18 protein-coding genes and 2 pseudogenes are annotated in these 22,745 nt (G+C 51.7%); 7 read left to right on the forward strand and 13 right to left on the reverse strand.

Annotated elements, in window-relative coordinates:
- The first annotated feature begins 108 nt into the window (after window positions 1-108).
- Genes xdhA through OIK42_RS11895 form a run of 7 tightly spaced genes read left to right on the forward strand, consistent with a single transcriptional unit; the run spans window position 109 to window position 8,130 of the window.
- On the forward strand, window positions 109-1,566 hold the full coding sequence (gene xdhA / locus OIK42_RS11865; protein WP_273640774.1) for a xanthine dehydrogenase small subunit: 1,458 nt from the start codon (window positions 109-111) through the stop codon (window positions 1,564-1,566).
- On the forward strand, window positions 1,559-3,898 hold the full coding sequence (xdhB, locus tag OIK42_RS11870) for a xanthine dehydrogenase molybdopterin binding subunit (protein WP_273640775.1): 2,340 nt from the start codon (window positions 1,559-1,561) through the stop codon (window positions 3,896-3,898). The genes xdhA and xdhB overlap by 8 nt, the downstream gene beginning before the upstream one ends.
- Window positions 3,888-4,745: a xanthine dehydrogenase accessory protein XdhC gene (gene xdhC, locus OIK42_RS11875; protein WP_273640777.1), complete on the forward strand. Its 858-nt coding sequence runs from the start codon at window positions 3,888-3,890 to the stop codon at window positions 4,743-4,745. Before xdhB ends, xdhC begins: the two co-directional genes overlap by 11 nt.
- Window positions 4,742-5,275, forward strand: coding sequence for a 2-oxo-4-hydroxy-4-carboxy-5-ureidoimidazoline decarboxylase (uraD, locus tag OIK42_RS11880; protein ID WP_273640778.1), 534 nt, complete (start codon window positions 4,742-4,744; stop codon window positions 5,273-5,275). Before xdhC ends, uraD begins: the two co-directional genes overlap by 4 nt.
- Window positions 5,272-5,595 (forward strand): hydroxyisourate hydrolase, encoded by a 324-nt coding sequence (uraH, locus tag OIK42_RS11885; protein ID WP_273640779.1) that lies wholly within the window; start codon window positions 5,272-5,274, stop codon window positions 5,593-5,595. Before uraD ends, uraH begins: the two co-directional genes overlap by 4 nt.
- Window positions 5,596-5,597: 2 nt before the next feature.
- Window positions 5,598-6,911 (forward strand): guanine deaminase, encoded by a 1,314-nt coding sequence (gene guaD / locus OIK42_RS11890; RefSeq protein ID WP_273640781.1) that lies wholly within the window; start codon window positions 5,598-5,600, stop codon window positions 6,909-6,911.
- Window positions 6,898-8,130 carry a urate hydroxylase PuuD gene (locus tag OIK42_RS11895; RefSeq protein ID WP_273640783.1) on the forward strand — a complete coding sequence of 411 codons (1,233 nt, stop codon included), beginning with the start codon at window positions 6,898-6,900 and terminating at the stop codon, window positions 8,128-8,130. The genes guaD and OIK42_RS11895 overlap by 14 nt, the downstream gene beginning before the upstream one ends.
- A gap of 6 nt (window positions 8,131-8,136) precedes the next feature.
- Here OIK42_RS11895 and OIK42_RS11900 read toward each other — a convergent pair whose 3' ends face one another.
- The 13 genes and pseudogenes from OIK42_RS11900 to nirB all read right to left on the reverse strand — a co-directional run bounded on the left by OIK42_RS11900 (window position 8,137) and on the right by nirB (window position 22,726).
- The gene (locus OIK42_RS11900) at window positions 8,137-9,414 is read right to left on the reverse strand and encodes a diguanylate cyclase (RefSeq protein WP_273640785.1); all 1,278 of its coding nucleotides are present in this window, start codon (window positions 9,412-9,414) and stop codon (window positions 8,137-8,139) included.
- 224 nt (window positions 9,415-9,638) lie between these two features.
- Window positions 9,639-10,244, reverse strand: coding sequence for a molybdenum cofactor guanylyltransferase (gene mobA / locus OIK42_RS11905; protein WP_273640787.1), 606 nt, complete (start codon window positions 10,242-10,244; stop codon window positions 9,639-9,641).
- A gap of 15 nt (window positions 10,245-10,259) precedes the next feature.
- Window positions 10,260-11,474 carry an alginate export family protein gene (locus tag OIK42_RS11910; protein WP_273640789.1) on the reverse strand — a complete coding sequence of 405 codons (1,215 nt, stop codon included), beginning with the start codon at window positions 11,472-11,474 and terminating at the stop codon, window positions 10,260-10,262.
- A gap of 80 nt (window positions 11,475-11,554) precedes the next feature.
- Window positions 11,555-12,403: an ABC transporter ATP-binding protein gene (locus OIK42_RS11915; RefSeq protein WP_273640791.1), complete on the reverse strand. Its 849-nt coding sequence runs from the start codon at window positions 12,401-12,403 to the stop codon at window positions 11,555-11,557.
- Window positions 12,404-12,430: 27 nt separating this feature from the next.
- The gene (locus tag OIK42_RS11920) at window positions 12,431-13,369 is read right to left on the reverse strand and encodes an ABC transporter permease (RefSeq protein WP_273641517.1); all 939 of its coding nucleotides are present in this window, start codon (window positions 13,367-13,369) and stop codon (window positions 12,431-12,433) included.
- 85 nt (window positions 13,370-13,454) lie between these two features.
- Window positions 13,455-14,762 carry a CmpA/NrtA family ABC transporter substrate-binding protein gene (locus OIK42_RS11925; protein WP_273641518.1) on the reverse strand — a complete coding sequence of 436 codons (1,308 nt, stop codon included), beginning with the start codon at window positions 14,760-14,762 and terminating at the stop codon, window positions 13,455-13,457.
- Between the two features lie 340 nt (window positions 14,763-15,102).
- Window positions 15,103-16,125, reverse strand: coding sequence for a glycosyl transferase family protein (locus tag OIK42_RS11930; RefSeq protein ID WP_273640793.1), 1,023 nt, complete (start codon window positions 16,123-16,125; stop codon window positions 15,103-15,105).
- The gene (cobA, locus tag OIK42_RS11935; RefSeq protein ID WP_273640795.1) at window positions 16,106-17,014 is read right to left on the reverse strand and encodes a uroporphyrinogen-III C-methyltransferase; all 909 of its coding nucleotides are present in this window, start codon (window positions 17,012-17,014) and stop codon (window positions 16,106-16,108) included. The genes OIK42_RS11930 and cobA overlap by 20 nt, the downstream gene beginning before the upstream one ends.
- A 2-nt stretch (window positions 17,015-17,016) precedes the next feature.
- Window positions 17,017-17,496 carry a (2Fe-2S)-binding protein gene (locus tag OIK42_RS20405; RefSeq protein ID WP_374211868.1) on the reverse strand — a complete coding sequence of 160 codons (480 nt, stop codon included), beginning with the start codon at window positions 17,494-17,496 and terminating at the stop codon, window positions 17,017-17,019.
- A gap of 168 nt (window positions 17,497-17,664) precedes the next feature.
- Window positions 17,665-18,333, reverse strand: a pseudogene (locus OIK42_RS20410) (molybdopterin oxidoreductase family protein); the annotation flags it as partial.
- Window positions 18,307-19,788 (reverse strand): annotated as a pseudogene (locus OIK42_RS20415) (molybdopterin-dependent oxidoreductase); the annotation flags it as partial. The pseudogenes OIK42_RS20410 and OIK42_RS20415, both read right to left, overlap by 27 nt.
- Window positions 19,789-19,803: 15 nt before the next feature.
- Window positions 19,804-20,169, reverse strand: coding sequence for a nitrite reductase small subunit NirD (nirD, locus tag OIK42_RS11945; protein WP_273640799.1), 366 nt, complete (start codon window positions 20,167-20,169; stop codon window positions 19,804-19,806).
- 10 nt (window positions 20,170-20,179) lie between these two features.
- Window positions 20,180-22,726 carry a nitrite reductase large subunit NirB gene (nirB, locus tag OIK42_RS11950; RefSeq protein ID WP_273640800.1) on the reverse strand — a complete coding sequence of 849 codons (2,547 nt, stop codon included), beginning with the start codon at window positions 22,724-22,726 and terminating at the stop codon, window positions 20,180-20,182.
- Window positions 22,727-22,745 lie beyond the last annotated feature (19 nt).

The raw sequence follows: 22,745 nt of genomic DNA on the forward strand, positions 1-22,745 counted from the left end.
AATACGTCAACTTTTCCAATAAAAACTGACCATATGGTCTACTTTTTGAATAGATATTCCGGTAAGGTAGGCACTTAATCGCCTGCCAGTCAGGGCCCGGAGCACGGAATGATAAAATTTTTACTTAACAATGAATTGGTTACGCTCGACAATAAGGTCGCCGAAGTCACCGTTCAACAATATCTGCGCGATAATAAAGCGTTGAAAGGCAGCAAAGAAGGCTGTGCATCGGGCGATTGTGGTGCATGCACGGTCGTTCTTGGTGAAATTGCCCCCGATCAGCAACGCATCCATTACCGTAGTATCAACAGTTGTATCACACTGCTGGCCTCCTTACACGGCAAGCAACTCATTAGCGTCGAACATCTCAGCCATAACGGCGCGTTGCATCCGGTTCAGCAATCGCTGGTTGATCACCATGGCAGCCAGTGCGGATTTTGTACCCCTGGTATTGTGATGTCGATGTTTGCCCTGTATCACACCGATACCGCCGTTAACCGTGACACCATTAATACCGCCCTGTCAGGCAATCTGTGTCGTTGCACCGGTTACCGGCCAATTATTGATGCCACCCGGGAAAGCTGTGGCAAGCCTGCCGGCGAACGCCAGCCCGATCAATTTACCCGGCGCGAAGCACAAACGCTGGCAACACTGCAAGCGCTGCAGGCAGAGTCGTCTGAGCCCGCGACAATGAACAACGTGTTTCTGCCCCAGAGTCGCACTGAGGTGGCCGAACTACTGGCCCGCTACCCGGATGCGCGTTTTGTGGCTGGCAGTACGGATTTAGCCCTGGAATACACCCAGCAGCTTAAATCACTGCCAACGCTGATAAGTACCACACGGGTTAAAGAGTGCCGTGATGTAACCGTTACCGACGACCATATCAGTGTTGGCGCGGCGCTGCCGCTTAACGATATTACCGCTCTGCTGACACAGTACTTTCCGGCGTTGCACGAACTCATTGACCGCTTCGCCTCAATACCGGTTCGTAACCAGGCTACGCTGGGGGGCAACATTGCCAACGCCTCGCCAATAGGTGATATGCCGCCTGTGTTACTGGCGCTTAATGGTGCAGTAGAGACAGACAATGGCAGTGAGTACCGAACGGTTGCCGCCAGAGAATTTTTTACCGGTTATCGCCAAACCGTACTGAACGACAAAGAATGGATTAGCGCCATTCGTTTACCAAGACTCAGCGCCGCCGCGCAGCTCAAAGCGTATAAAGTGTCAAAGCGTCACGAAGATGATATTTCAGCGGTTTGCGCGGTGTTTAATATTGAGCTGGATGGCAGCACCGTGAAGTCACTGCACACCGGTTTTGGTGGCGTTGCCGCCACGCCGGTTTGCTGCCACGCACTGGAACAACATGTTGTGGGCAAAGACTGGCGCAATGCACAATTGCGCAGCGAGGGCATGCAAATCCTCAGTGAGGCCTTTTCACCCATTGATGATGTCCGGGCCAGTGCGGCTTATCGAAAACAATTACTGGCAAACTTATGGCAACGTTTTTGGTTTGAAACCCAATCTGAACTGTTAGTCTCAACCCGGGTGGCCCATTATGCGTAAACTCGTTAAACAACCGGCGGCGCATGCTGAGCACACGCCTCTGCTAAAACCAGCTCGTCACGAGAGCGCGGTGCGCCAGGTATCGGGCACTGCCCGCTATGTCGATGATATCCCGGCCCCCGACTCACTTTGCTATGTCAGTGTGGGCACCACAAACGTCGCCAGTGGCACCTTGCAGGCGCTGGAGCTGGCAGCAGTGTGGCAATCACCCGGTGTAATTGATGTCATCACCATCGCCGATATTCCCGGGCATACCGATATAGGGCCGGTATTTGGCGGCGATCCGATATTGTTAGACACCGAGGTGAAATTTCACGGCCAGCCGGTCTTTGCCGTGCTCGCCGAAACCGAAGAACAGGCGCGCGTAGCGGCCACCAAAGCCGAAATGAGCTTTACCGGGGCGCCCGCAATTTTAACTACCGACGCGGCCCTCGTAGCCGACAGCAAGGTGCGCCCTACCCATGAGTTTGGCCGTGGTGATATTGACGCCGCGCTAGCATCTGCGCCGATGACGGCCAGCGGTCACCTATCGGTGGGTGGTCAGGAGCATCTGTATCTGGAGGGTCAGGTGAGCCTGGCCATTCCGGAAGAAGAAGATCGCCTGAGTATTTACACCTCCAGTCAGCACCCCAGTGAAGTGCAAAAACTGGTGGCCGAAGTACTGGGCGTAAAACTGCACCGCGTCGCGGTTGATATGCGCCGCATGGGCGGCGGTTTTGGTGGTAAGGAGTCACAAGCCGCGCAATGGGCATGTCTGGCGGCGGTGTTTGCCTGGCGTACACAGCGCGCGGTTAAAATGCGCCTGCCGCGTATGCTTGATATGCAGGCCACGGGTAAGCGTCACCCCTTTGAAAACGATTACCACATCGGCTTTGATGCCAGTGGCAAAATGCACGGCGCCAGAATTACCGTGGCGGGTAACTGTGGACATTCGCCGGACTTGTCCGATGCAATTGTCGACCGCGCCATGTTCCACACGGATAACGCCTATCAGCTCGGGGCCAGTAAAATTACCGGCCACCGCCTGAAAACCCATATTGTATCGCACACCGCGTTTCGCGGGTTTGGCGGCCCGCAGGGGCTGATTATGGCCGAACTTATGATGGACGTCGTGGCGCGTAAAACAGGGCTCGATCCGCTAACCGTGCGCAAACGTAACCTGTACAGTCCACAAAATGGCATGATAACCCCCTACGGTATGGAGCTTGAGCAGGATATTTTACCGTCGCTGATTGAACGGCTGGAGAACGATGCCCACTACTGGCAACGCCGTGAAGCACTCACCCGGTTTAATCAACAAAGTCCGATCATCAAAAAAGGCCTGTCCCTGACGCCGGTAAAATTTGGTATTTCGTTTACTGCCAAGCACCTTAATCAGGCCGGCGCACTTATTCATATTTACACCGATGGCAGTGTTCAGGTTAACCACGGCGGTACCGAGATGGGCCAGGGCCTGCATACTAAGGTCGGGCAGATTGTCGCCCACGAATTTGGTATTTCACTGGATAACATTGAAGTCACCGCAACCCGTACCGACAAAGTCCCCAATACGTCGCCGACCGCGGCATCAAGTGGTACCGACTTAAACGGCAAAGCGGCCCAGAATGCCTGTATTACCCTTAAACAGCGTCTCGCTGAACTGTTCGCTGAGGAGTTTGGTGTTGCACCGGATTCGGTGACATTTGCGGATGGCAAGGTATCATCGGGCGATCACGCCCTGCCCTTTACCCAATTAGTGCAAAACGCCTATATGGCGCGTATTTCCTTATCATCCACCGGCTATTACCGCACGCCCAAAATTTATTATGATCGCGATACCGGCTCCGGCCGGCCGTTTTTCTACTTTGCCAATGGTGCTGCGGTATCAGAAGTCCGCGTTGATACCCTTACCGGCGAATACACCGTGGATAAAGTGGATATCCTGCATGATGTGGGTACCAGCCTGAACCCGGCCATCGATCGCGGTCAAATCGAAGGCGGCTTTATACAGGGGATGGGCTGGCTCACAACCGAAGACTTACGGTGGGATGATAGCGGTAAGCTTATCAGCAACAATCTGGCGACTTATAAAATTCCCGCCATCGGCGATACGCCGGCGCACTTTAACGTAGAGCTGTTCGACCGCCCCAATGCCGAAGACAGCATTTACCACTCCAAAGCCGTCGGTGAGCCGCCGCTGATGCTGGCTATGTCGGTGTGGTGTGCCATTAAGGATGCCGTCTCAAGCCTGGCGGATTATCGCATTGATCCGGCCATTCCTGCGCCAGCAACACCGGAAAAGGTACTTACTGCAATTACCGCACTGCAGGAGGGCAAAAACCATGCAAACTGAAAACTGGCAGGTCAGGCGCTGGTATGAGGCCATCAATCACTGTGAACGTCAGGCCGATGGCTACGCGTTAATTACGGTTGTCACCACGGCTGGTTCTACGCCGCGCGAACAAGGCACCAAAATGGTCGTCACCGCTGACCGTCAGTACGATACGATCGGCGGTGGTCACTTAGAATATAAAGCCATTGAACTGGCCCGCGAAGCCCTGGCACAGAGCATACACAGCAACCAGAATCAGCAGGCGCTGCATCATTTTCCGCTGGCCAGCAAGCTGGGCCAGTGCTGTGGCGGCGCCATGAAAATACTGATTGAAACCCATGTCAGTCATCGTCAGGTAGTTGCCCTGTTTGGCGCCGGACACGTTGCCCGGGCACTAGTGCCAATCCTGGCCCAGTTACCGCTTTGTATTCGCTGGATAGATAATCGTGCGGCTCTTGCCCCTGCCCTGCCGCTGCCGGCCAACGTTGAATTTATCACCGATGATACGCCAACCGGTGAAATCCCCCTGCTGCCTGCGGGCAGTTGGGTGATCATTATGACCCACGACCACCAGCTCGATTTTGCACTGGTCGAGAAAGCGCTTAAACAACCCCATCTGCCCTATGTGGGCATGATTGGTTCTCACACTAAAGCCAAACGCTTTGTTCATCGCCTTGGGGCAAAGGGGATCAGCAATAACCGGTTACGGGATTTTTATAGTCCCATCGGGGTCACCGACATTCCCGGTAAACAACCCATTGAGGTGGCCGTCTCGGTAAGTGCGCAAATTATCCAGCGCCTGCACGGCGTAAACGATGAACCGCAACAGGCCACGCCCGTTGCCCCCACACAGGCAGACATCACATGACACTGGATGAACTCAATCAGCTACAGGAGAAGCAGGCTGGTGCCTTCTTTGAACAAACCTGCGCGGCATCGCGCTGGGTGGGTGCAATGGTGGCAAAGCGGCCTTACCGTAGTGAAGAATCACTGTACAAAGCCGCCAGAGAAGTCTGGGAAACCATGGGCGAAGCCGACTTTCGCGAGGCCTTTGAAGCTCATCCCATGATTGGCGACGTTAACAGTTTGCGGGCCAAATTTGCCAACACCAAAGCCACCGCATCGGCTGAGCAACAAGGCACCAGCGAGGCCAGTGAATCAACCTTACGGGCTTTGCATGAGCTTAACCACCGCTATGTGGACAGGCATGGTTTTATTTTTATTATTTGTGCCACCGGCCTAAGTGCCGACATTATGCTCGATGAACTGCGCCAGCGCTTACCCAATGATACGGCCACTGAGCTGGCAAACGCTGCCGAGCAACAAATTCAAATTACCTTACTGCGTTTAGGCAAAGCACTTAACGACACGCCGTCACAAGGAGATTTTACATCATGATCAGTTTATCCAGTCATGTGCTAGATACCACATCAGGAAAACCGGTTGCCGACCTGCCGATTACGCTGACTTGCCCGGATGGCAGCGCGGTTTCGGCCGTCACCAACAGCGACGGACGCTGTAAAGATTGGCCCGGTGTTAGCTTTACCGGCGGTATTTACCAGTTACGTTTTGAATGTGACCGTTACTTGCGCAGCACACACGGGGAGTCGTTTTATCCCTTTGTCGACATTCATTTTGAAATGACGGACGCTGGCGGCCATTATCATGTACCGCTGCTCATTTCGCCGTTTGGTTTTAGCAGTTACCGGGGCAGCTAGTAGTGAAACAGCAACTAATTCGCGGGGCGATTCACCATTACCCTCATGCAACGGCTGACTACGCCGCCGATCTGCAAAGTTTTACCGACGGCGCCATGCTCATTGAAAGCGGTAAAATTATTGCCTTAGGTGAATACAATGAGCTGCGCGGCCAGTATCCGGCGGCGGCGCTCACCGATTATCGCGATTACCTGATTATACCCGGGCTCATCGATACCCATCTGCACTTTCCGCAGACCGAAATTATCGCCAAATACGGTGAACAACTGCTTACCTGGCTGGATAACTTTACCTTTCCTGCCGAGGGTCAGTTTGCCGATCCGGCACTGTCGGCGCGCATGGCAGACTTCTTTTTAAATGAATGCCTTAAAAACGGCACCACGACCGGGTTGGTGTATAGCAGCGTGCACAAAACCAGTACCGAAGCACTCTTTGAAGCCGCCTCAGCGCGAAATATGCTGACTGTGGCCGGCAAAGTATGTATGGACAGACACTGTCCCGACTGGCTGCAGGACACGCCGGCTTCAGCCCAGCGTGACAGTGCCGAATTGATAGAACGCTATCACGGCAAAGGACGCAATTATTATGCACTGACGCCGCGGTTTGCCCCTACCAGCAGTAGCGCACAGATGGCGGCGCTTGGTGAACTAGCCCAGCAATATGACGATGTTTTTATCCAGACTCACCTGTCGGAAAACCATGACGAAATAGCCTGGGTTAAAACGCTCTATCCCGATTGCGAGGACTATCTCGCGGTGTATGAGAAATACCATATGGTGCGACCGCGTGCGGTTTACGGCCACTGTATTCATTTATCTGACAGTGAATGGCAACGTATGGCCGCCAGCGGCGCAGTCGCCGCTTTTTGTCCTACCTCTAACCTGTTTTTGGGTAGCGGCCTGTTTGAAATGGGCAAAGCTGAACAATTTAACGTGCCGGTGACCCTGGCTACCGATGTGGGCGGCGGCACCAGTTTTAATTTACTCAGAACCTTGGGTGAAGCCTACAAAATCTGCCAGTTACGCCAATTCAAATTATCGGCGCTACAGGGCTTTTATATGCTCACTCAGGGCGCCGCCCATAGTCTGGGTTTAAGCGATAAAATCGGCAACTTCAATGTGGGTAGCGACGCTGACTTTGTGGTGCTGAATCCACGTTTTGATCCCTTAACCACACTGCGGGTTAAAAATGACAGCAGTTGTGAAGACGCTCTGTTTGCCCTCACCATGCTAGGCGACGACCGTGCGACCGTGGCGACCTGGGTGGCCGGACAACCTCAATATATTCAACAGGAGCATGCTGATGCCTTGGCTTGATTGGCTTTCATTATTTGTAAGATGGTTTCATGTCATCGCCGGTGTCGCCTGGATCGGGGCCTCGTTTTACTTTATATGGCTGGACAATAGCCTGGAAACGCCGCCTGACTGGAAAAAACAAAAAGGCATTAAGGGCGACTTATGGGCCGTCCATGGCGGGGGCTTTTATGAGGTGGGTAAATACGCCTATGGCCCTGAATCCATGCCTGAAAACCTCCATTGGTTTAAGTGGGAGGCCTACTCTACCTGGCTCAGCGGTTTTGCCCTGCTGGTCATTGTGTATTATTTTGCCGCGGCGGCGTATCTGATTGATCCCTCAGTAATGGCCATGAGCGAAACCGAAGCCATTATCCGTGGCCTGTCTTTGCTGGCCGGTGGGGTACTTGTGTACGAACTGGCATGCCGCTCGCCACTGGCAAATTATCCAAAGGTGTTTGCCCTGGCGTTAACCGCGCTGTTGGTGGTGGCCAGCTACCTGGCCACTCAATGGTTCAGCGGGCGCGGCGCGTATATTCATGTCGGTGCCTTGATTGGCTCGATTATGGTGGCCAACGTGCTGTTAAATATTATGCCGGCTCAGCGTAAAATGGTTGCCGCCGTTGCCGCGAAACAGCCAGTGGATCCGGCCTGGGGGGCCGGCGCTAAATTACGCTCAGTGCATAACAATTACCTGACCCTGCCCATACTATTCATCATGATCAGCAATCATTATCCCATGACCTATCAGCACCCGCAGAACTGGCTGGTTCTCGTCGCCATTATGGCGCTGTCGGCCTGGATAAGACACTTCTTTAATCTGCGTCATCTGGGCCGTAGCAGCCCCGGCGTGCTGATAAGCGGTGCCCTTGGCTTGTTGCTGGTTGCCTTATGGGTGTCCTGGCCGCAGGTGCAACCAGCAGCACAACCCACAATCAGCGCGGAGAACACCGGCAATACCGCCACTGCCAGTCATCCTGAGCCAGCGATGACAGCACTGGATAAACAGGTATATGCGCTTATCACCAGACATTGTCAGGGCTGTCATGCAGCAAACCCTACCGATGAGATTTTCAAGGTTGCGCCACTGGGTGTTAAGTTTGACAGTTGGGAGCAGATCACCCGCCAGGCACCACAATTAGTGCATCGCACCACGGTTACACGGGATATGCCGTTTTTAAATAAAACCAACATGACCGACGCCGAACGGGACATCATTGCCAAATGGGGCCAGCAACAATAGTGAAAATCAGGGCTGCTTTTTACTTTTCTTAGTTTTATACATCTGACGGTCGGCGTGCTCTATCCAGTCTTGCACGCCGTCCATTTCAGGCTGCCATTGCGCCAACCCTACTGAGCAATAGACCGGTACAATGTCACCTTCTTCGCTGGTCACTGTCAGCGGTTGAGCAAAAATACGCTGTATTACATTTTCGGCATCTTCTGTTGTCGTATCTCTGAGCAGTAACAAAAACTCATCCCCACCATAGCGCCCAACAACATCATTCTCTCGCATCGTCGACTTTATCCGGTCAGTGAATGATATTAACGCTTTATCGCCAATATGATGGCCGTAATGATCGTTAATGAACTTAAACTTATCCAAATCCAGAAATGCCAGGGTCGACGTCGTAATATCACTGATCCTGTCTAACCGTTTGCATTCAACCTCGAGTGCCAGCATACACTCCCGGCGATTATCAATGCCGGTAAGAGCGTCAATGCGCGACAATGACGCAAGCTTGTGATTTGCCGACTTCAGAGCTTCGTTTAATTGCTTGTCATGGGTAATATCATCGGCCGTAATAACCAGACTGATTATTTCACCACAATGGTCGTGGATGACTTCGCCTCGCTCGCGTATGTAGCGTAGTTCTCCATCATCACGCATAACACGGTACTCAAACTGCCAGGGGGCGGTTATGCGCTGGCGATAAAAGCTCAGCACCCGCTGTCGGTCGGCAACATGAATGTGGTCAATAAAGCTGCACGGGTTATCGTACAACTCTTTGCCACTGCGCCCCCATATACGCTGATAACCTTCATTAACAAATATGAGCGAGGACAGATCCGGCGTTGCCACCCAAACCGCCATGCGATCAGACAAAGAACTGATAATCGAACGCAGGGTTTCCTGAGCGGCAAAATAATTCTGCTCTATGCGCTTTTTTTCATCGATATCTTCAACCACAGAAATGAAAAACGCCGGCGAGTTATCGGCATTACGCACCAGGGTGACAGTAAGATTGCCCCACACCAGATGACCTTGCTTGTGGATATAGAGCTTTTCCATTTGATAGGAATCATAAATGCCGTCAAGCACATCCGCGACATGAATCAAATCTTTGTCCAGATGATCGGGGTGAGTAATTTGTTGAAAGTCCAGTGCCACAAGCTCGGCTGGAGAATAGCCCAAAAAATCACTGAGAGTTTTATTAACCCTGATGAAAGCACCATCTGTTCGAACATGGGCTAATCCGACACCACAATATTCAAACGTTGACGCAAAAATTGATTCAGTTGTCATTCCGTTCACCTGATTATCCACAAAAATATGGCAACTACCATCCTGTAGTACTGATTAACATAGCAGGGTCTGCCTGTGGCAAAATGCCTCGTCACACAAGTTTTAACGGCAAATAAACGTGTCGAAAAAGTACCGCTACCCTGTGCAGCAGCCTACAGTAATAGTAGCTTGTACACGCAATGGTTTGCAAAGAATTTGCAACAGAACAGCGTAATTATTATGGCTTAATAACTCACTGACAGTGCCGTCAAATCGGCGGGACTGTTAATATTGGCAAGTTCGGCGGTAGCGCCGGTAAAATTAGCCGGATAAGCACCCAGGGTATTGAGGACCCGACGCACAGACGGCGACGGCTGAGATTTGGTCAGTGATTTCAGCGGGTTGATAGTGACCTCATTAAGCGGAATGACCAGTGGTAAGTAATGTGCGTCGAAATATACCGCACGCTGCTTTTCTTTAGCCAGGTCAATTAACTTGCGCAGCGTCTGCGCTGTCAGTAACGGCATATCAACCGGTAAAAACAACACATAGTCAGGCGCAAAACTATCCGCTATCGCTGTGCTCATCATGACTTCACAAATAGCTCTGCCAGGCCCATGGCCATAGCATTCTTCAGACCAGTCGGCAAATTCGCCGCCTACCACGATATGATTATTGAGGGGTGCAGCATCCAGTAACGAACGGGTAATATCCAGCATAGTACGTTGTCCAATCCGCACCGTCGCTTTGTCTTTACCCATTCGTGATGAACGTCCTCCAGCCAAAATGACACCCAGGCAATGGTGTGGAGATTGTTCGATAAGGTCCTGAATACCAGATACTGCACACATGACTCGTGAACTGCCTTAAAATTTAGTTGAAATCCATACCCACAGTTTGTCGGTATCGACTTTTATATCACCGGCTGAGTAATTAGCATATTTGGCACCAAAGCTAAATTTTTCAGCAATTTTGGTGGTGTACTGGATATTGATCTCACTACCGAGATCGTCAACCGTGCTGCTCGCTTCATCTGCACTGAAGTCATGATATACAAACAACCAGTTCCCACCGGCAAACTTGGTTGCCGCACTCACGTAGACATCCTGTAAACCCTGTGCTGGTGTACCTAACCATTGATCAGACCAACCGTTAAATTTATGCAGGGTCGCCAGTGGTGTGGCAAAACCGTACATACCCTCATCAGAGCCCAACAGTTCGTAGCCTAGTTTAGCGGTAACTCCCGAGACCACTGCGCCCGCTTCTAACATTGCGTAACTGACAGAATAATCCGTCGCTGCCGCCTCGCTTGACTGGCTCGCAAACTCAGCGCTGTAAAGCCATTTAACCGAATCCGTTGTATAGGCGCCGGCATAGCTTACGCCGTAGGTATCCAGACTGTTATCGATGTTGTTATCTACTTCAAGCAGGTACGCATAAGCGGTTAACTTACCAAAATCGTCTTTGTAACTCACATTAAGTAAATGATCTTTTGAGTCGATATCCGCCGCTTCAGCAAAAATGCGGTTGCGCTTGTTCAGGTAGGCGTAAAACGCGCTTAGTTTATCGCTTGCCTTATAGTTTACCGACACCGCATCATAAGTTTGCCAGTCCTGACGCCAGCCCACGTGGCCAACAAAGCGGTGGCCGTCCAGTGCAATAATCTGACGTCCGGCTTTTACAGTCAGACCGTCATTTTTAAACTGCAAATAGCCCTGATTCAATTCGGTGGTTTCCGGGTCGGCAATCACCGAATATTCGCCAGGATTGTAGCCAGCCGGCCCGACGGTGTAATCGCCCTGCCCCATTACGATGGTGACATCTTCTAAGTCGGCTTTGAATGAAAACCCTTTATACTCACCGGACTCAAAACTCAGCAACGTACGCAGCGTCAGCGCGCTGGCATCTTTCAACGCGTTATCCTGATTAGCACCTTCGTAGCGCAGGTTAAAACTGGCTGATGCCTTGGAGTCTGACAGCGCGTCATGCCATTCGGTGGCTGCTTGTGCAGCAGGCAGTAAAGCCGCAGAAACAACGGTAGCTAACAAGCCTCGTTTGAAAAAAGAACATTGTGTTTTCATGATAAGTTCCTAAATTGAGCGTGAGAGATCCTGGCCCAGCCTCAAAAGGCCGAGCTAACTATATGTTTATTAATACTTAATTAAGCAACGTCAGACTTTTTTGACGCTTTGCTTTGTTGTGCTTTTTTATAGCTTGAAACCGGTTCAATTTTTTTCTGTTTTTCGTACAGAAAGGTCAACACTTCATGCCGGTAGTGGTTATATTCCGGGTTATCGGCCAGCACCAACCGGTCACGGGGACGGTCGAGTTTTACATCAAGAATTTCACCGATAGTGGCCGCAGGCCCGTTGGTCATCATTACAATGCGATCGGACAACAATACCGCTTCGTCCACATCGTGGGTGATCATAATCACGGTGTTGCCCAGCTCGGCGTGGATTTCCATCAGCGAGTCCTGCAGGTGCGCGCGGGTTAACGCGTCAAGAGCACCAAATGGTTCGTCCATCAGTAACACCTTTGGCTCCATCGCCAGCGCCCGGGCAATACCAACTCGCTGCTTCATACCGCCGGAAATTTCTGATGGCAGCTTGTCCAGTGCGTGGGTCATATGAACCAGCTCCAGGTTGTGTAAAATCCACTCGCGCATTTCTTTTTTGGATTTACTTTTCTGGGTCTGTTTAACGGCCAGTTCTACGTTTTTGTACACCGATAGCCAGGGTAACAGCGAGTGATTCTGAAACACCACCGCCCGCTCCGGGCCCGGCTCTCTGACTTCACTACCATCAAGTATCACACCGCCTGATGTCGCTTCATATAAGCCTGCCACAATATTCAGCACGGTAGATTTACCACAGCCGGAGTGGCCTATCAGGGAGATAAACTCGCCTTTTCTAATTTTCAGATTCACATCGGTTAATGCAGTGAACGGGCCCTTGGGAGTAGGGAAATCAATCCCTACCTGGGATAGTTCTAAATGTTTATTTTGCATAATAGATTCCTCTTTTCAGTAGCGCTGCTAGCGCAACACCGAATTTTTGTCCCAACTTGCCAGGCGCTGCACCGCAAGCATCAGCCGATCGAGCATAAACCCGATAATACCGATGGTAATGACCGCCACCATGATTCTGGCCAGCGACTCAGAGCTGCCGTTTTGAAATTCATCCCACACAAACTTGCCTAAGCCAGGGTTTTGCGCCAGCATTTCAGCGGCTATGAGTACCATCCAGCCAATGCCCAAAGAAAGTCGCAACCCGGTGAAAATCATCGGAATTGACGCCGGTAAAACAATTTTTTGCACATGACTCAACGGCTTTAAGCGCAATACTTTACTGACGTTGACCAGATCAGAATCAATGTTGGAAACACCCACTGCCGTATTGATCAATGTCGGCCATAAACAGCACAGTGAGACGGTCACCGCCGAGGTAATGAATGATTTAGAAAACATCGGATCATCACTCACATAAAGGGCGCTGACGACCATTGTCACCAATGGCAGCCAGGCCAACGGAGAAACCGGTTTAAAAATCTGGATCAGGGGGTTCATGGCCGCGTAGGCCGACTTACTCAGGCCACATAAAATCCCCATTGGCACCGCGATGACACTGGCAATTAAAAACCCCACCATAACGGTGTACAGGCTGGTCCATATTTGGTCGAAAAAGGTTGGTGCGCCAGTGAATTCACGAATCTTGGGGTCATAATCAGGATCCTGAGCCACGCGTTCGGCGTTGCGCACTTCCTGACGCTCATAAAAGGCGTCGGCTTTTTCACGTTGCTGATTATGTTCCTTGATCAGGGTAACGCTTTGTTCCCATACCTGGGCCGGTCCTGGAAATTGCCCTAACGAGGTATCAATGGATTTTGCTACGCCATTCCAGACAGCCAAAAATAACAGGATCCCAACCAACGGCATGAGCAATTTTGGTAATATTGATAAAGCGCTTGAAAACATGTTTTTTCCGCGTAGCTGGCCAATCTGGCTGACAACTTGTACCGTTTTACTCATCGTCTTTACTCTCAGTGTTGTCGCGACACGGTTAAAGTACCGTGTCACCTTTTAGTCCAATGGAAAATTTATCGAGATAAGCATTAGGCTTAGTGCCATCAAATGTCACGTTATCGATAAACTCAGTCTGTGGTGGTTTAAAGCCGCTCTCCGTGTCAAAGTCAGGAAAGTCTTTCGGATCAGCTAACCCTTCGGCAATCAACGCTTTAGCCGCCTGGGTATAAATATCGGGACGATAGACACTTTTCGCGGTTGTTATAAACCAGTCATCAGATTTAGGTTCGGATATTTGCCCCCAGCGGCGCATTTGAGTGAGGTACCAGATGGCATCGCTGTAGTACGGATAGGTGGCGTTATGACGGAAGAATACGTTAAAGTCCGGTACTTCACGCTTATCGCCTTTTTCATATTCGAAGGTGCCGGTCATACTGTTAGCAATAACATCCTCGTCTGCGCCCACGTAGCTGCTTTTCGCCAGAATTTTTACCGCTTCCGGACGGTTAGCGTTATTGTTGGCATCCAGCCACATAGCGGCACGGATCATTGCTTTCACCACGCGAATATGGGTATTGGGGTTTTCTTCGGCCCAGCTCTTGCTTACGCCAAAGACTTTTTCCGGGTTATTTTTCCAAATTTCGTAATCGGTAATCACCGGCACACCAATACCTTTAAACACAGCTTGCTGATTCCATGGCTCACCAACACAGTAGCCATAGATAGTGCCGGCTTCCATGGTTGCAGGCATTTGCGGTGGCGGGGTCACCGATAACAAGGCCTGGGCATCGATTTGTCCCGAAGTATCGCCTTTATGCGGTGCATAGTAACCAGGGTGGATACCGCCGGCAGCTAACCAGTAACGCAATTCATAGTTATGGGTAGAGACCGGAAACACCATGCCCATTTTAAAGGGCTTACCGGCATTTTTATAACTGTCGACTACTGGCTTTAAGTAGTCCGCTTTAATCGGATGAACCGGCTTGCCATTTTCATGGGGAATGTTTTTCTTCATTTCCGCCCAGACATCATTGGAAACAGTAATACCATTACCGTTAAGGTCCATGCTAAAAGCGGTAACGATATGCGATTCGGTACCAAAACCAATGGTTGCGCCCAGTGGTTGGCCGGCCAACATATGTGCGCCATCCAACTGACCGTCAATCACCCGGTCCAGCAGTACTTTCCAGTTTGCCTGGGCCTCCAGTGTCACATACAGCCCTTCATCTTCGAAGTAACCTTTTTCGTAGGCAACCGCCAGGGGCGCCATGTCGGTGAGTTTAATGAAGCCGAACTTAAGCTCTTCTTTTTCCGGCCAGCCAACATCCTGTGCGTTGGCCGTCATTACTGAAGCGGTCAGCAAAGTGACAACAAAGGTAAGTGAACCGGCCGCCTGTTTGAGTTTCTTGTTTAATATCGTAGATAACATTTACTTTCCTTAAGCCAAAAAAAAACCCACCAACTGGTGATGACGATGTCATCAATAGCTGGTGGGCTTCGTTGCCGTATATGTTTTGCCAGACCTGTTATGAAAAGGGCAAAACACTGAATTTTTTTGAAAGCAGGTCAGGATCGCTGACTTACTTTACACTATTATTGTTATACATTTTTAATGCCAAAAATAAATAACTATATTTTTCAACACGTTAATTTTTTACGCACAGTGATTGATGCGTTTCAGTGACTCACTTTAGTGCGTTTCCTGCACAATTGGAGCGCTTTGGTTCAAAAGGTAACACCTGTTTGTCGCGCGCCTGCCACCACTGCCCGGCCTGTTCTAAGGCCTGTGCCTGGGGCAATTCCTCGAGCAACATCAGGTAACCGGCCAGTGACGCAACGACTGCCTGATCGGCGTAGCCATGGTCTTGCTGCCCCCGCCACACTGCCAGCATCGTCGTGGTGCTAAATTGCCGCTCTTTCATGGCCCAGCCTTGTGCTTCTGGCATTACTGCATGCTCGGTTTCACCGTTGCGGGTAAGGTAGAGAGCGGTATCACGGTCGCGATTAATTTCCGGATCGCCACCATCGCCGCGAAACACCAGTGACTGCTGAGCAAAGGTTTGATTGACCTGGGCATGGCGTTCATCAAGGTGAGTATGATAGACCCCTTGTACGGCATAGGGCGCGCCACTGGGGTTAAGCAAGCGGGCTAACGTGTTGGCACAGGAGCGCAGCCCGAATAACTCACGTAGCTTTATGATGCGATCAAGTGGCGCCAGAGCGATTCCCAAATCCAGGTAGCAAGCACCGTAGGCGTCCATGTGTGAGGCCGCCTCAGCAGTTGACTGGGATAAGGGCAGACCTAAATCCGTTAAAGCGTGGCTGGCATAAAAGCGCTGCGAACCGGGTTCAGAGGCGCCGTGTAAAAAGACCCGATAACCATGACTGACCAACACCGACACACTTAGCAAATACCAGGGTAGCTGGCGGCGTTTACCGGCGTAGCAGCCAATGTCGAGTGTGGCATTGAGTTGCTTTAATGCGTCGGGCAAGCGCTGGCGACAGGCCTTAATAAAACCGCAGAGTTCATCAACCGACTCTTCCTGCATCCGCAGGAGCATTAAAAACGCCCCGGCTTGTTCTGGTGCAATGTCTTGATCAAGTAGCTGAGACATTGCATCGAATGCCTCATCAAAGGTTAAGTGGCGGGCGCCACGCTGGCCTTTACCAATGGCATTTATATAGTGACTAAAGGGCGCTTTTTGCATAGGAGTGATGTAACAAATCGACCGATATGGGCTGACGCGCTGTGACAACCTGGCCAATAATGACTAAAGCAGGACCGGCGATCGCAGCGTCTGCCACGTGTTGATAAATGTTGCTGACCGTGCCAGCAACCACCTTTTGTTGATTACAACACGCGTTTTCAATCACTGCAACGGGTAACTGACTGTCCCCCCCTTCGGCTAACAACCGCTTGGAAAGCTGCTGCAAGCGTTTAAGGCCCATGTATACCACGGTGGTTTCACGCGCGGCAGTCCTGGCAATTGCCGCCCAGTCTGCTTCTTTTTCTGGGTTTTGAAACTGGGCTGTCATAAATTTCACGGCCTGGGCAAAACGCCGGTCGGTGAGCGGTATACCGGTGTAGGCAGAGGCCCCCGATGCGGCGGTGATCCCCGGCACGATAGCAAACGGAATACCGGCTTTATGCAGTGCGTCAGTTTCTTCGCTGGTGCGGGCAAAAATGGCCGGGTCGCCACCTTTTAAGCGCACCACCCGCTTACCACTTAACCCAAGCTCAACCAGACGCTGGCAAATCATATCCTGTGGCATGCTGTGTTTACCGCAGCGCTTACCAACAAACTCTTTGCTTACATGCCGCGGTATGCAATCGAGTACCGATTGGTCAACCAACCAGTCAAACAATACCACATCGGCCGTTTGCAGCAACCGGTAGGCTTTCATGGTGAGCAGCTCCGCGTCGCCCGGCCCTGCGCCTACAATAAAGACTTCGCCAGTACGTTGGGAGCTATCTGCCTCAGCAGAAGCCTGGTCGAATCCAATACTGGTGCGCTTATTGCGACCGGTAAAGGCGCTTTGAAAGCGCAACAGGCCGTGTAATAAAGCGCTGGATACCGCATGTAAACGTACGTTCATGATCAATTTTCCTCTGTCACCGGTTTCGTGTCGGCGATGTTGACGACCTGCGGCGCTGATGCCTCCGCCTGGTCACAGGCAGCAATTAATGACGCCAGCTCCGTTTTACAGGAGCCACAATTGGTGCCGCATTGTAATTTTTTACCCAGTGCGTTAACGCTATTGGTGCCCTCGGCAATGGCGTGTTTAATGGTATTTTCACGTACCTCAAAGCAGCTGCAGACTATTTTGCCCAGCATGTAAGCATCATCAGGCTGCTGATTGAGTAAGCCGTTCATTTGCGCTTCAGTGAGCGCCGAATCACTGCTGTAAAGACTTTCTAACCAATCAACCGGTAGCGCCACAGGCGTTGCCGAGAGCATGATGGTTAATACCAGTCGTTCTTTACGGGTGGCCACCAGCGTGCACTGCCCGCCACTTTGCAACGTACTCCACTGGCTATCCTGAGGCAGTTGCGCTAACAACTTATTGAGCAACGCCATCGGGGTAAGCGTGTCGGCGACCTGCGTACAAAGTGCCTCGTCAGTCGGTGTATCAAGCCAGTATAAACAGGCTGTTTTTAAACGGTCCACATCATTTGTATGACCATAAATAAGGCCATAGGCCGCGGCGTTAAATACCTCAGCACTCACCGCACCGTGTTTTAATTCGGGCTGGCCGGATAACGCATCGTTGGCACCGTTGAGCAAGGCGCCCACTTTACAATGAGAGCCCCAGGTAGCAGACCAGTGAAACGGCGCAAATAATTCACCGCAGCGCTGTTTACTGTCAGGGCGCGCCGGCAATATCACGTCAATGTTGTCACTGCAGGCCGCCTTAAGCGTAACCAACGCGCCATCGGTAATGCCGAGGCGCTGCGCATCGCGCGGATGGATGCTTAACCAGGGCCGGTCAGTATGTTTGAGTAAACGCGGCGCGTTGCCAGTGCGGGTCATGGTATGCCACTGATCACGCAGGCGGCCGGTATTGAGCACAAACGGATATTGGCTGCTGGTTTGCTGCTCGGGCGCACGGGGCGTAATGGCAATGAAGCGGGCCTTGCCATTTGGCGTATAAAATCTACCGTCGGCAAACAGTCGCTCACTGCCTGAACGATGAGCTTCGGCTAATGGCCATTGTTGCGGTCGCAGGTTATCGTACTGGGTTAGTGACAGCCCTGCCAGTGCGCCTAAATCCAGTGCCCGGCTACCGTTGTTGTCGGCCGCGGTTAACGCGCAGTGCTCGCTGAATATCTGCTGCGGATGCTGGTACGCAAACGCCTTTTCAAAGCCCATCGCGCAGGCGACCATGCTGATAATTTGCCAGTCATGCCTGGCCATGCCATGCGGATCCAGTAATCCGCGCTGGCGCGAAATGCGCCGCTCTGAGTTGGTTACCGTGCCGTTTTTTTCCGACCAGCCGGTCGCAGGCAGCACAATATCAGCAAATTTAAGGGTATCGTTGGTGGCAGCGGTTTCTGACACAATCACCAGCTCACAGTTACTCAGTGCTTTTTCGATAAGCGCCCGGTTTGGCATACTGGCCACCGGGTTAGTCGCCATGATCCACAGGCATTTGAGCTTGCCATCGGCAGCGGCCTGGAACATCTCCACCGCTTTTAACCCCGGTTGAGACGCCAGGTTAGGCGCCTGCCAAAAAGCGCTGACGGTTTCACGATGCTGAGGGTTATCGATATCCATGTGCGCGGCCAGCATGTTCGATAAGCCTCCGACTTCACGGCCACCCATGGCATTGGGCTGTCCGGTAATAGAGAACGGGCCGCAGCCTTCGCGGCCAATTTTACCACTGGCAAGGTGACAGTTGATAATGGCGTTGCCTTTATCTACACCGGTGGTGGACTGATTAATTCCCATCGAGAAAAAGCTGATCACGCGGGGCAACTGCGCAAACCAGCTATACAACGTGCGCAACTGTTTTTCAGGGACATCACAGGCCTCGGCGACGGTCGCCAGTGTCCAGTCTTTTGCCGCATCCAGCGCGCGGTCAAAACCCTCGGTAGATGCCTCAATAAAGGCGTTATCCAGGCCGTTATTGACGGCCAGGTAATGCAGCAAACCGCAATATAGGGCGCTGTCGGAACCAGCACGCAGCGCGATATGTAAATCTGCAATGGTACTGCTGTCGGTATGACGCGGGTCGATCACCACCACTTTCATGGCCGGATTACGCAGCTTTGCCCGCTCTATGCGCTGGTACAGCACCGGATGGGTCCAGGCGGCGTTACTGCCAACCAAAATGAGTAAGTCGGTATGCTCTAAGTCCTCGTAATCGCACGGCACAATGTCTTCGCCGAATGCACGCTTGTGGGCCACCACTGCTGACGACATACATAATCTTGAATTAGTGTCGATATTAGCGGTGCCAATAAAGCCTTTCATCAGCTTATTGGCAACATAGTAATCTTCTGTGAGCAACTGACCCGAGCCATACAACCCAATTGCATCCGGACCGTGCTGCTCAATGATACTGCTTAACCTTGCCGCCACGATATCCGTTGCCGACTCCCAACTAGCGGGTTGACCGAATACCACCGGTGTTGTCAGTCGTTTGGCAGGATCCAGCGTTTCCAGCAAATGGGTACCTTTAATACACAGGCGACCGAAATTCGCCGGGTGCTCAGGACTGCCCTTTAGGTCACTCAGCCGGCCCTTCATGCTACCGGTCTGCAGTACGTCCACCCCACAACCTACCCCGCAATAAGGACAAGTAGTTTGCACCAGTTGCTCGGTAGCAGACTGGGATTTGGCAGGCGTCATTGGCGGTATTGAAGTCATAGTCGGCCCTGTTACTTACAGTTCAATGAAGACACGGTGCTGGTCAACGCGCACTGCAAAGCTTTGCACACTGACATCGTCCCGTTCCAGACATTCGCCTGTTGCCAGGTTGTAGTGTTCCTTATACAACGGTGATGCCACCACTACCTTGTCCTGCAAGGTACCCACAATGCCGCGGTACAACACATTTGCCTGACCAATCGGGTCCCAGTTGCTGATTGCGAAATACTGCGTCTCGTCGCCCAGCACAATTCTGAAAATCGCAATTTGCTGACCATCAACCAACGCGCAAACACCACTGTTGGTAACCAGATCATCGGTATGACACACATCGTGCCACTGGGGGGAAGGCGCAGTTTGCGCCTGCATTTGAACCTGCATAAGTGTTCTCCTAAACAATCTCTACTGGAATCGCCTTTTCAGCGGCGTATTTTTCGGCATTCGTGGCCGGACGAATTTGCTCACGCTCGGCAACAAACTGAATGTTTGAATCAATCTCGTCGCTGTTAACAAACTGACGGAAGCGTTTGAGCGCTTCAGGCGACTCGATCGTGGTTTTCCATTCGCACTGATAGCTATCGGCAATGCGCTGCATTTGCGCCTCAAGCTCCTCACAGATGCCCAGCGAATCATCAATAACCACCGATTTGAGGTAATCCAGACCGCCTTCGAGGTTTTCCATCCACACAGAGGTACGCTGCAGACGATCGGCCGTTTTTGCATAAAACATCAGTACCCGGTCGATGTACTTCACCAGGGTCGCATCATCCAGATCGGTGGCGAATAAATCCGCGTGCCGGGGTTTCATACCACCATTACCGCAGACATACAGGTTCCAGCCATTTTCAGTGGCAATCACGCCAATATCCTTGCCCTGGGCTTCAGCACACTCGCGGGTACAGCCGGAGACGGCAAATTTGATTTTGTGCGGCGCGCGCAGGCCCTTGTAACGGTTTTCCAGATCAATTGCCTGGGTAACAGAATCCTGCACGCCATAACGACACCAGGTACTGCCCACACAGGATTTTACGGTACGCAATGACTTGGCATAGGCATGACCGGTTTCAAACCCACCGTCAACCAGCTTTTGCCAGATAGCAGGCAACTGGTCTACCCGGGCGCCAAACAGATCAATGCGCTGTCCACCGGTAATTTTGGTGTACAGGTTGTAGTCTTTGGCGATTTGCCCTAACAGTATCAGTTTGTCCGGCGTGATCTCACCGCCTGCAACCCGTGGCACAATGGAATAAGTACCGTCTTTTTGCATGTTACCCAAATAGGTGTCGTTGGTATCCTGCAGGGGTTGGTGCGGTTTATTGAGCACGTAGTCATTCCACACCGACGCAAAAATAGAGGCCGCCGCTGGCTTACAAATGTCGCAGCCCAGACCTTTACCATGTTTAGTCAGCAGCTCGTCAAAGGTTGCTATCTTCTCTACCTGAATGAGGTGATAAAGCTCCTGGCGGGTATAATTGAAGTGCTCACAAATGGCTTTGGATACTTCCACGCCACGCTTTTCTAATTCGCTATCGACCACTGTCTTAAGTAATGCGGTACAACCGCCACAGCCGGTACTGGCTTTGGTAGACGATTTAACATCGCCCAGCGAGCAACAACCACCGTCTATCGCTCCTACAATGTCGCCTTTAGAAACATTATGACAAGAGCAGATAGTCGCGCTGTCACCCAGCGCGTCAGCACCCAGCAACGGTTTGTCACCGGATGACGGTAAAATGAGCGCTTCCGGAGTATCAGGCAGGGCAATACCATTTAAGGCATATTGCAGTAAGGTATCGTAGTCGCTGGTATCACCAATCAGCACAGCACCCAGCACCAGTGATTTGTTGGCATCTACCACAAGCTTTTTGTACACCCCTTCAGGCTGGTTATGGTAGGTGTAGACCAGCGCTCCCGGCGTGCGGCCGTGCGCATCACCGATAGAGCCTACCTCAACGCCCATAAGCTTAAGCTTAGTGCTCATGTCGGCACCGGCAAACTCGCCTTCCCCGCCGGTCAGGTCAGCTACAGCAGCTCGTGCCATGGCATAGCCCGGCGCCACCAAACCGTAGATACGTTTATCCCACAGCGCACACTCACCAATGGCGTACACGTCCGGATCAGAGGTTTTACACTGATTATCGATAACAATACCGCCACGCTCCCCGACAACAAGACCAAACTCACGTGCTAACTGGTCGCTGGGCCGGATACCGGCAGAGAACAACACTAAATCTGTCTCCAGTACCGAGCCGTCGCCAAACTTCATACGGTAGCGACAATTCTCGCCCGCCTCTATCACTTCCGTGGCTTTTTGGGTATGCACTTTAACGCCAAGGGCTTCAATTTTATCTTTGAGCAGTTCCCCCCCCATAGGGTCAAGCTGCACTGCCATCAGTTGCGGGGCAAATTCCACTACGTGGGTTTCCAGACCGGCCTGCTTGAGGGCGTTAGCCGCCTCAAGCCCCAGTAAGCCGCCTCCAACCACCACACCCACTTTGCTTTGCGCCGCCGACGCACTGATCGACTCCAGATCCTCAATGGTACGATAGACCAGACAGTGCTCCTGATCATTACCCGGAATAGGCGGAACAAACGGATAGGAGCCGGTAGCGAGTACCAGTTTATCGTAGGGATAGTGAACGCCGTCTTTGGTGGTAACCACCTTTTTAGCGCGATCAATATTGGTCACCCAGGCATTTGTCACCGCTTTTACGCCCCATTCCTGATAGGTTTTCTCATCAGTGAGGGCCAAATCTGCGGCAGTTTTGCCGGCGAAATACGACGATAAATACACCCGGTCGTAGGCCAGCCGACTCTCACCACTTAAAACGGTGATATCGCAATCAGCCTGACTGTTGATCAGTTGCTCAACAAAGTGGTGACCTACCATACCGTTACCAATAATAACGACGCGTTGTTGCTGTGAGGAAAGATTCATTTCATTCACCTGTATTTGA

It is taken from the genome of Alteromonas gilva (genome assembly GCF_028595265.1).
GTDB classification, from domain to species: Bacteria; Pseudomonadota; Gammaproteobacteria; order Enterobacterales; family Alteromonadaceae; genus Alteromonas; species Alteromonas gilva.

What these genes read in the sequence shown, in the direction of transcription:
- xdhA (WP_273640774.1), top strand. Translation starts at nt 109, where the DNA reads ATGATAAAATTTTTACTTAACAATGAATTGGTTACGCTCGACAATAAG.
- xdhB (WP_273640775.1), top strand. Translation starts at nt 1,559, where the DNA reads ATGCGTAAACTCGTTAAACAACCGGCGGCGCATGCTGAGCACACGCCT.
- xdhC (WP_273640777.1), top strand. Translation starts at nt 3,888, where the DNA reads ATGCAAACTGAAAACTGGCAGGTCAGGCGCTGGTATGAGGCCATCAAT.
- uraD (WP_273640778.1), top strand. Translation starts at nt 4,742, where the DNA reads ATGACACTGGATGAACTCAATCAGCTACAGGAGAAGCAGGCTGGTGCC.
- uraH (WP_273640779.1), top strand. Translation starts at nt 5,272, where the DNA reads ATGATCAGTTTATCCAGTCATGTGCTAGATACCACATCAGGAAAACCG.
- OIK42_RS11895 (WP_273640783.1), top strand. Translation starts at nt 6,898, where the DNA reads ATGCCTTGGCTTGATTGGCTTTCATTATTTGTAAGATGGTTTCATGTC.
- OIK42_RS11900 (WP_273640785.1), bottom strand. Translation starts at nt 9,414, where the DNA reads ATGACAACTGAATCAATTTTTGCGTCAACGTTTGAATATTGTGGTGTC.
- mobA (WP_273640787.1), bottom strand. Translation starts at nt 10,244, where the DNA reads ATGTGTGCAGTATCTGGTATTCAGGACCTTATCGAACAATCTCCACAC.
- OIK42_RS11910 (WP_273640789.1), bottom strand. Translation starts at nt 11,474, where the DNA reads ATGAAAACACAATGTTCTTTTTTCAAACGAGGCTTGTTAGCTACCGTT.
- OIK42_RS11915 (WP_273640791.1), bottom strand. Translation starts at nt 12,403, where the DNA reads ATGCAAAATAAACATTTAGAACTATCCCAGGTAGGGATTGATTTCCCT.
- OIK42_RS11920 (WP_273641517.1), bottom strand. Translation starts at nt 13,369, where the DNA reads ATGTTTTCAAGCGCTTTATCAATATTACCAAAATTGCTCATGCCGTTG.
- OIK42_RS11925 (WP_273641518.1), bottom strand. Translation starts at nt 14,762, where the DNA reads ATGACGGCCAACGCACAGGATGTTGGCTGGCCGGAAAAAGAAGAGCTT.
- OIK42_RS11930 (WP_273640793.1), bottom strand. Translation starts at nt 16,125, where the DNA reads ATGCAAAAAGCGCCCTTTAGTCACTATATAAATGCCATTGGTAAAGGC.
- cobA (WP_273640795.1), bottom strand. Translation starts at nt 17,014, where the DNA reads ATGAACGTACGTTTACATGCGGTATCCAGCGCTTTATTACACGGCCTG.
- OIK42_RS20405 (WP_374211868.1), bottom strand. Translation starts at nt 17,496, where the DNA reads ATGGCGTTGCTCAATAAGTTGTTAGCGCAACTGCCTCAGGATAGCCAG.
- nirD (WP_273640799.1), bottom strand. Translation starts at nt 20,169, where the DNA reads ATGCAGGTTCAAATGCAGGCGCAAACTGCGCCTTCCCCCCAGTGGCAC.
- nirB (WP_273640800.1), bottom strand. Translation starts at nt 22,726, where the DNA reads ATGAATCTTTCCTCACAGCAACAACGCGTCGTTATTATTGGTAACGGT.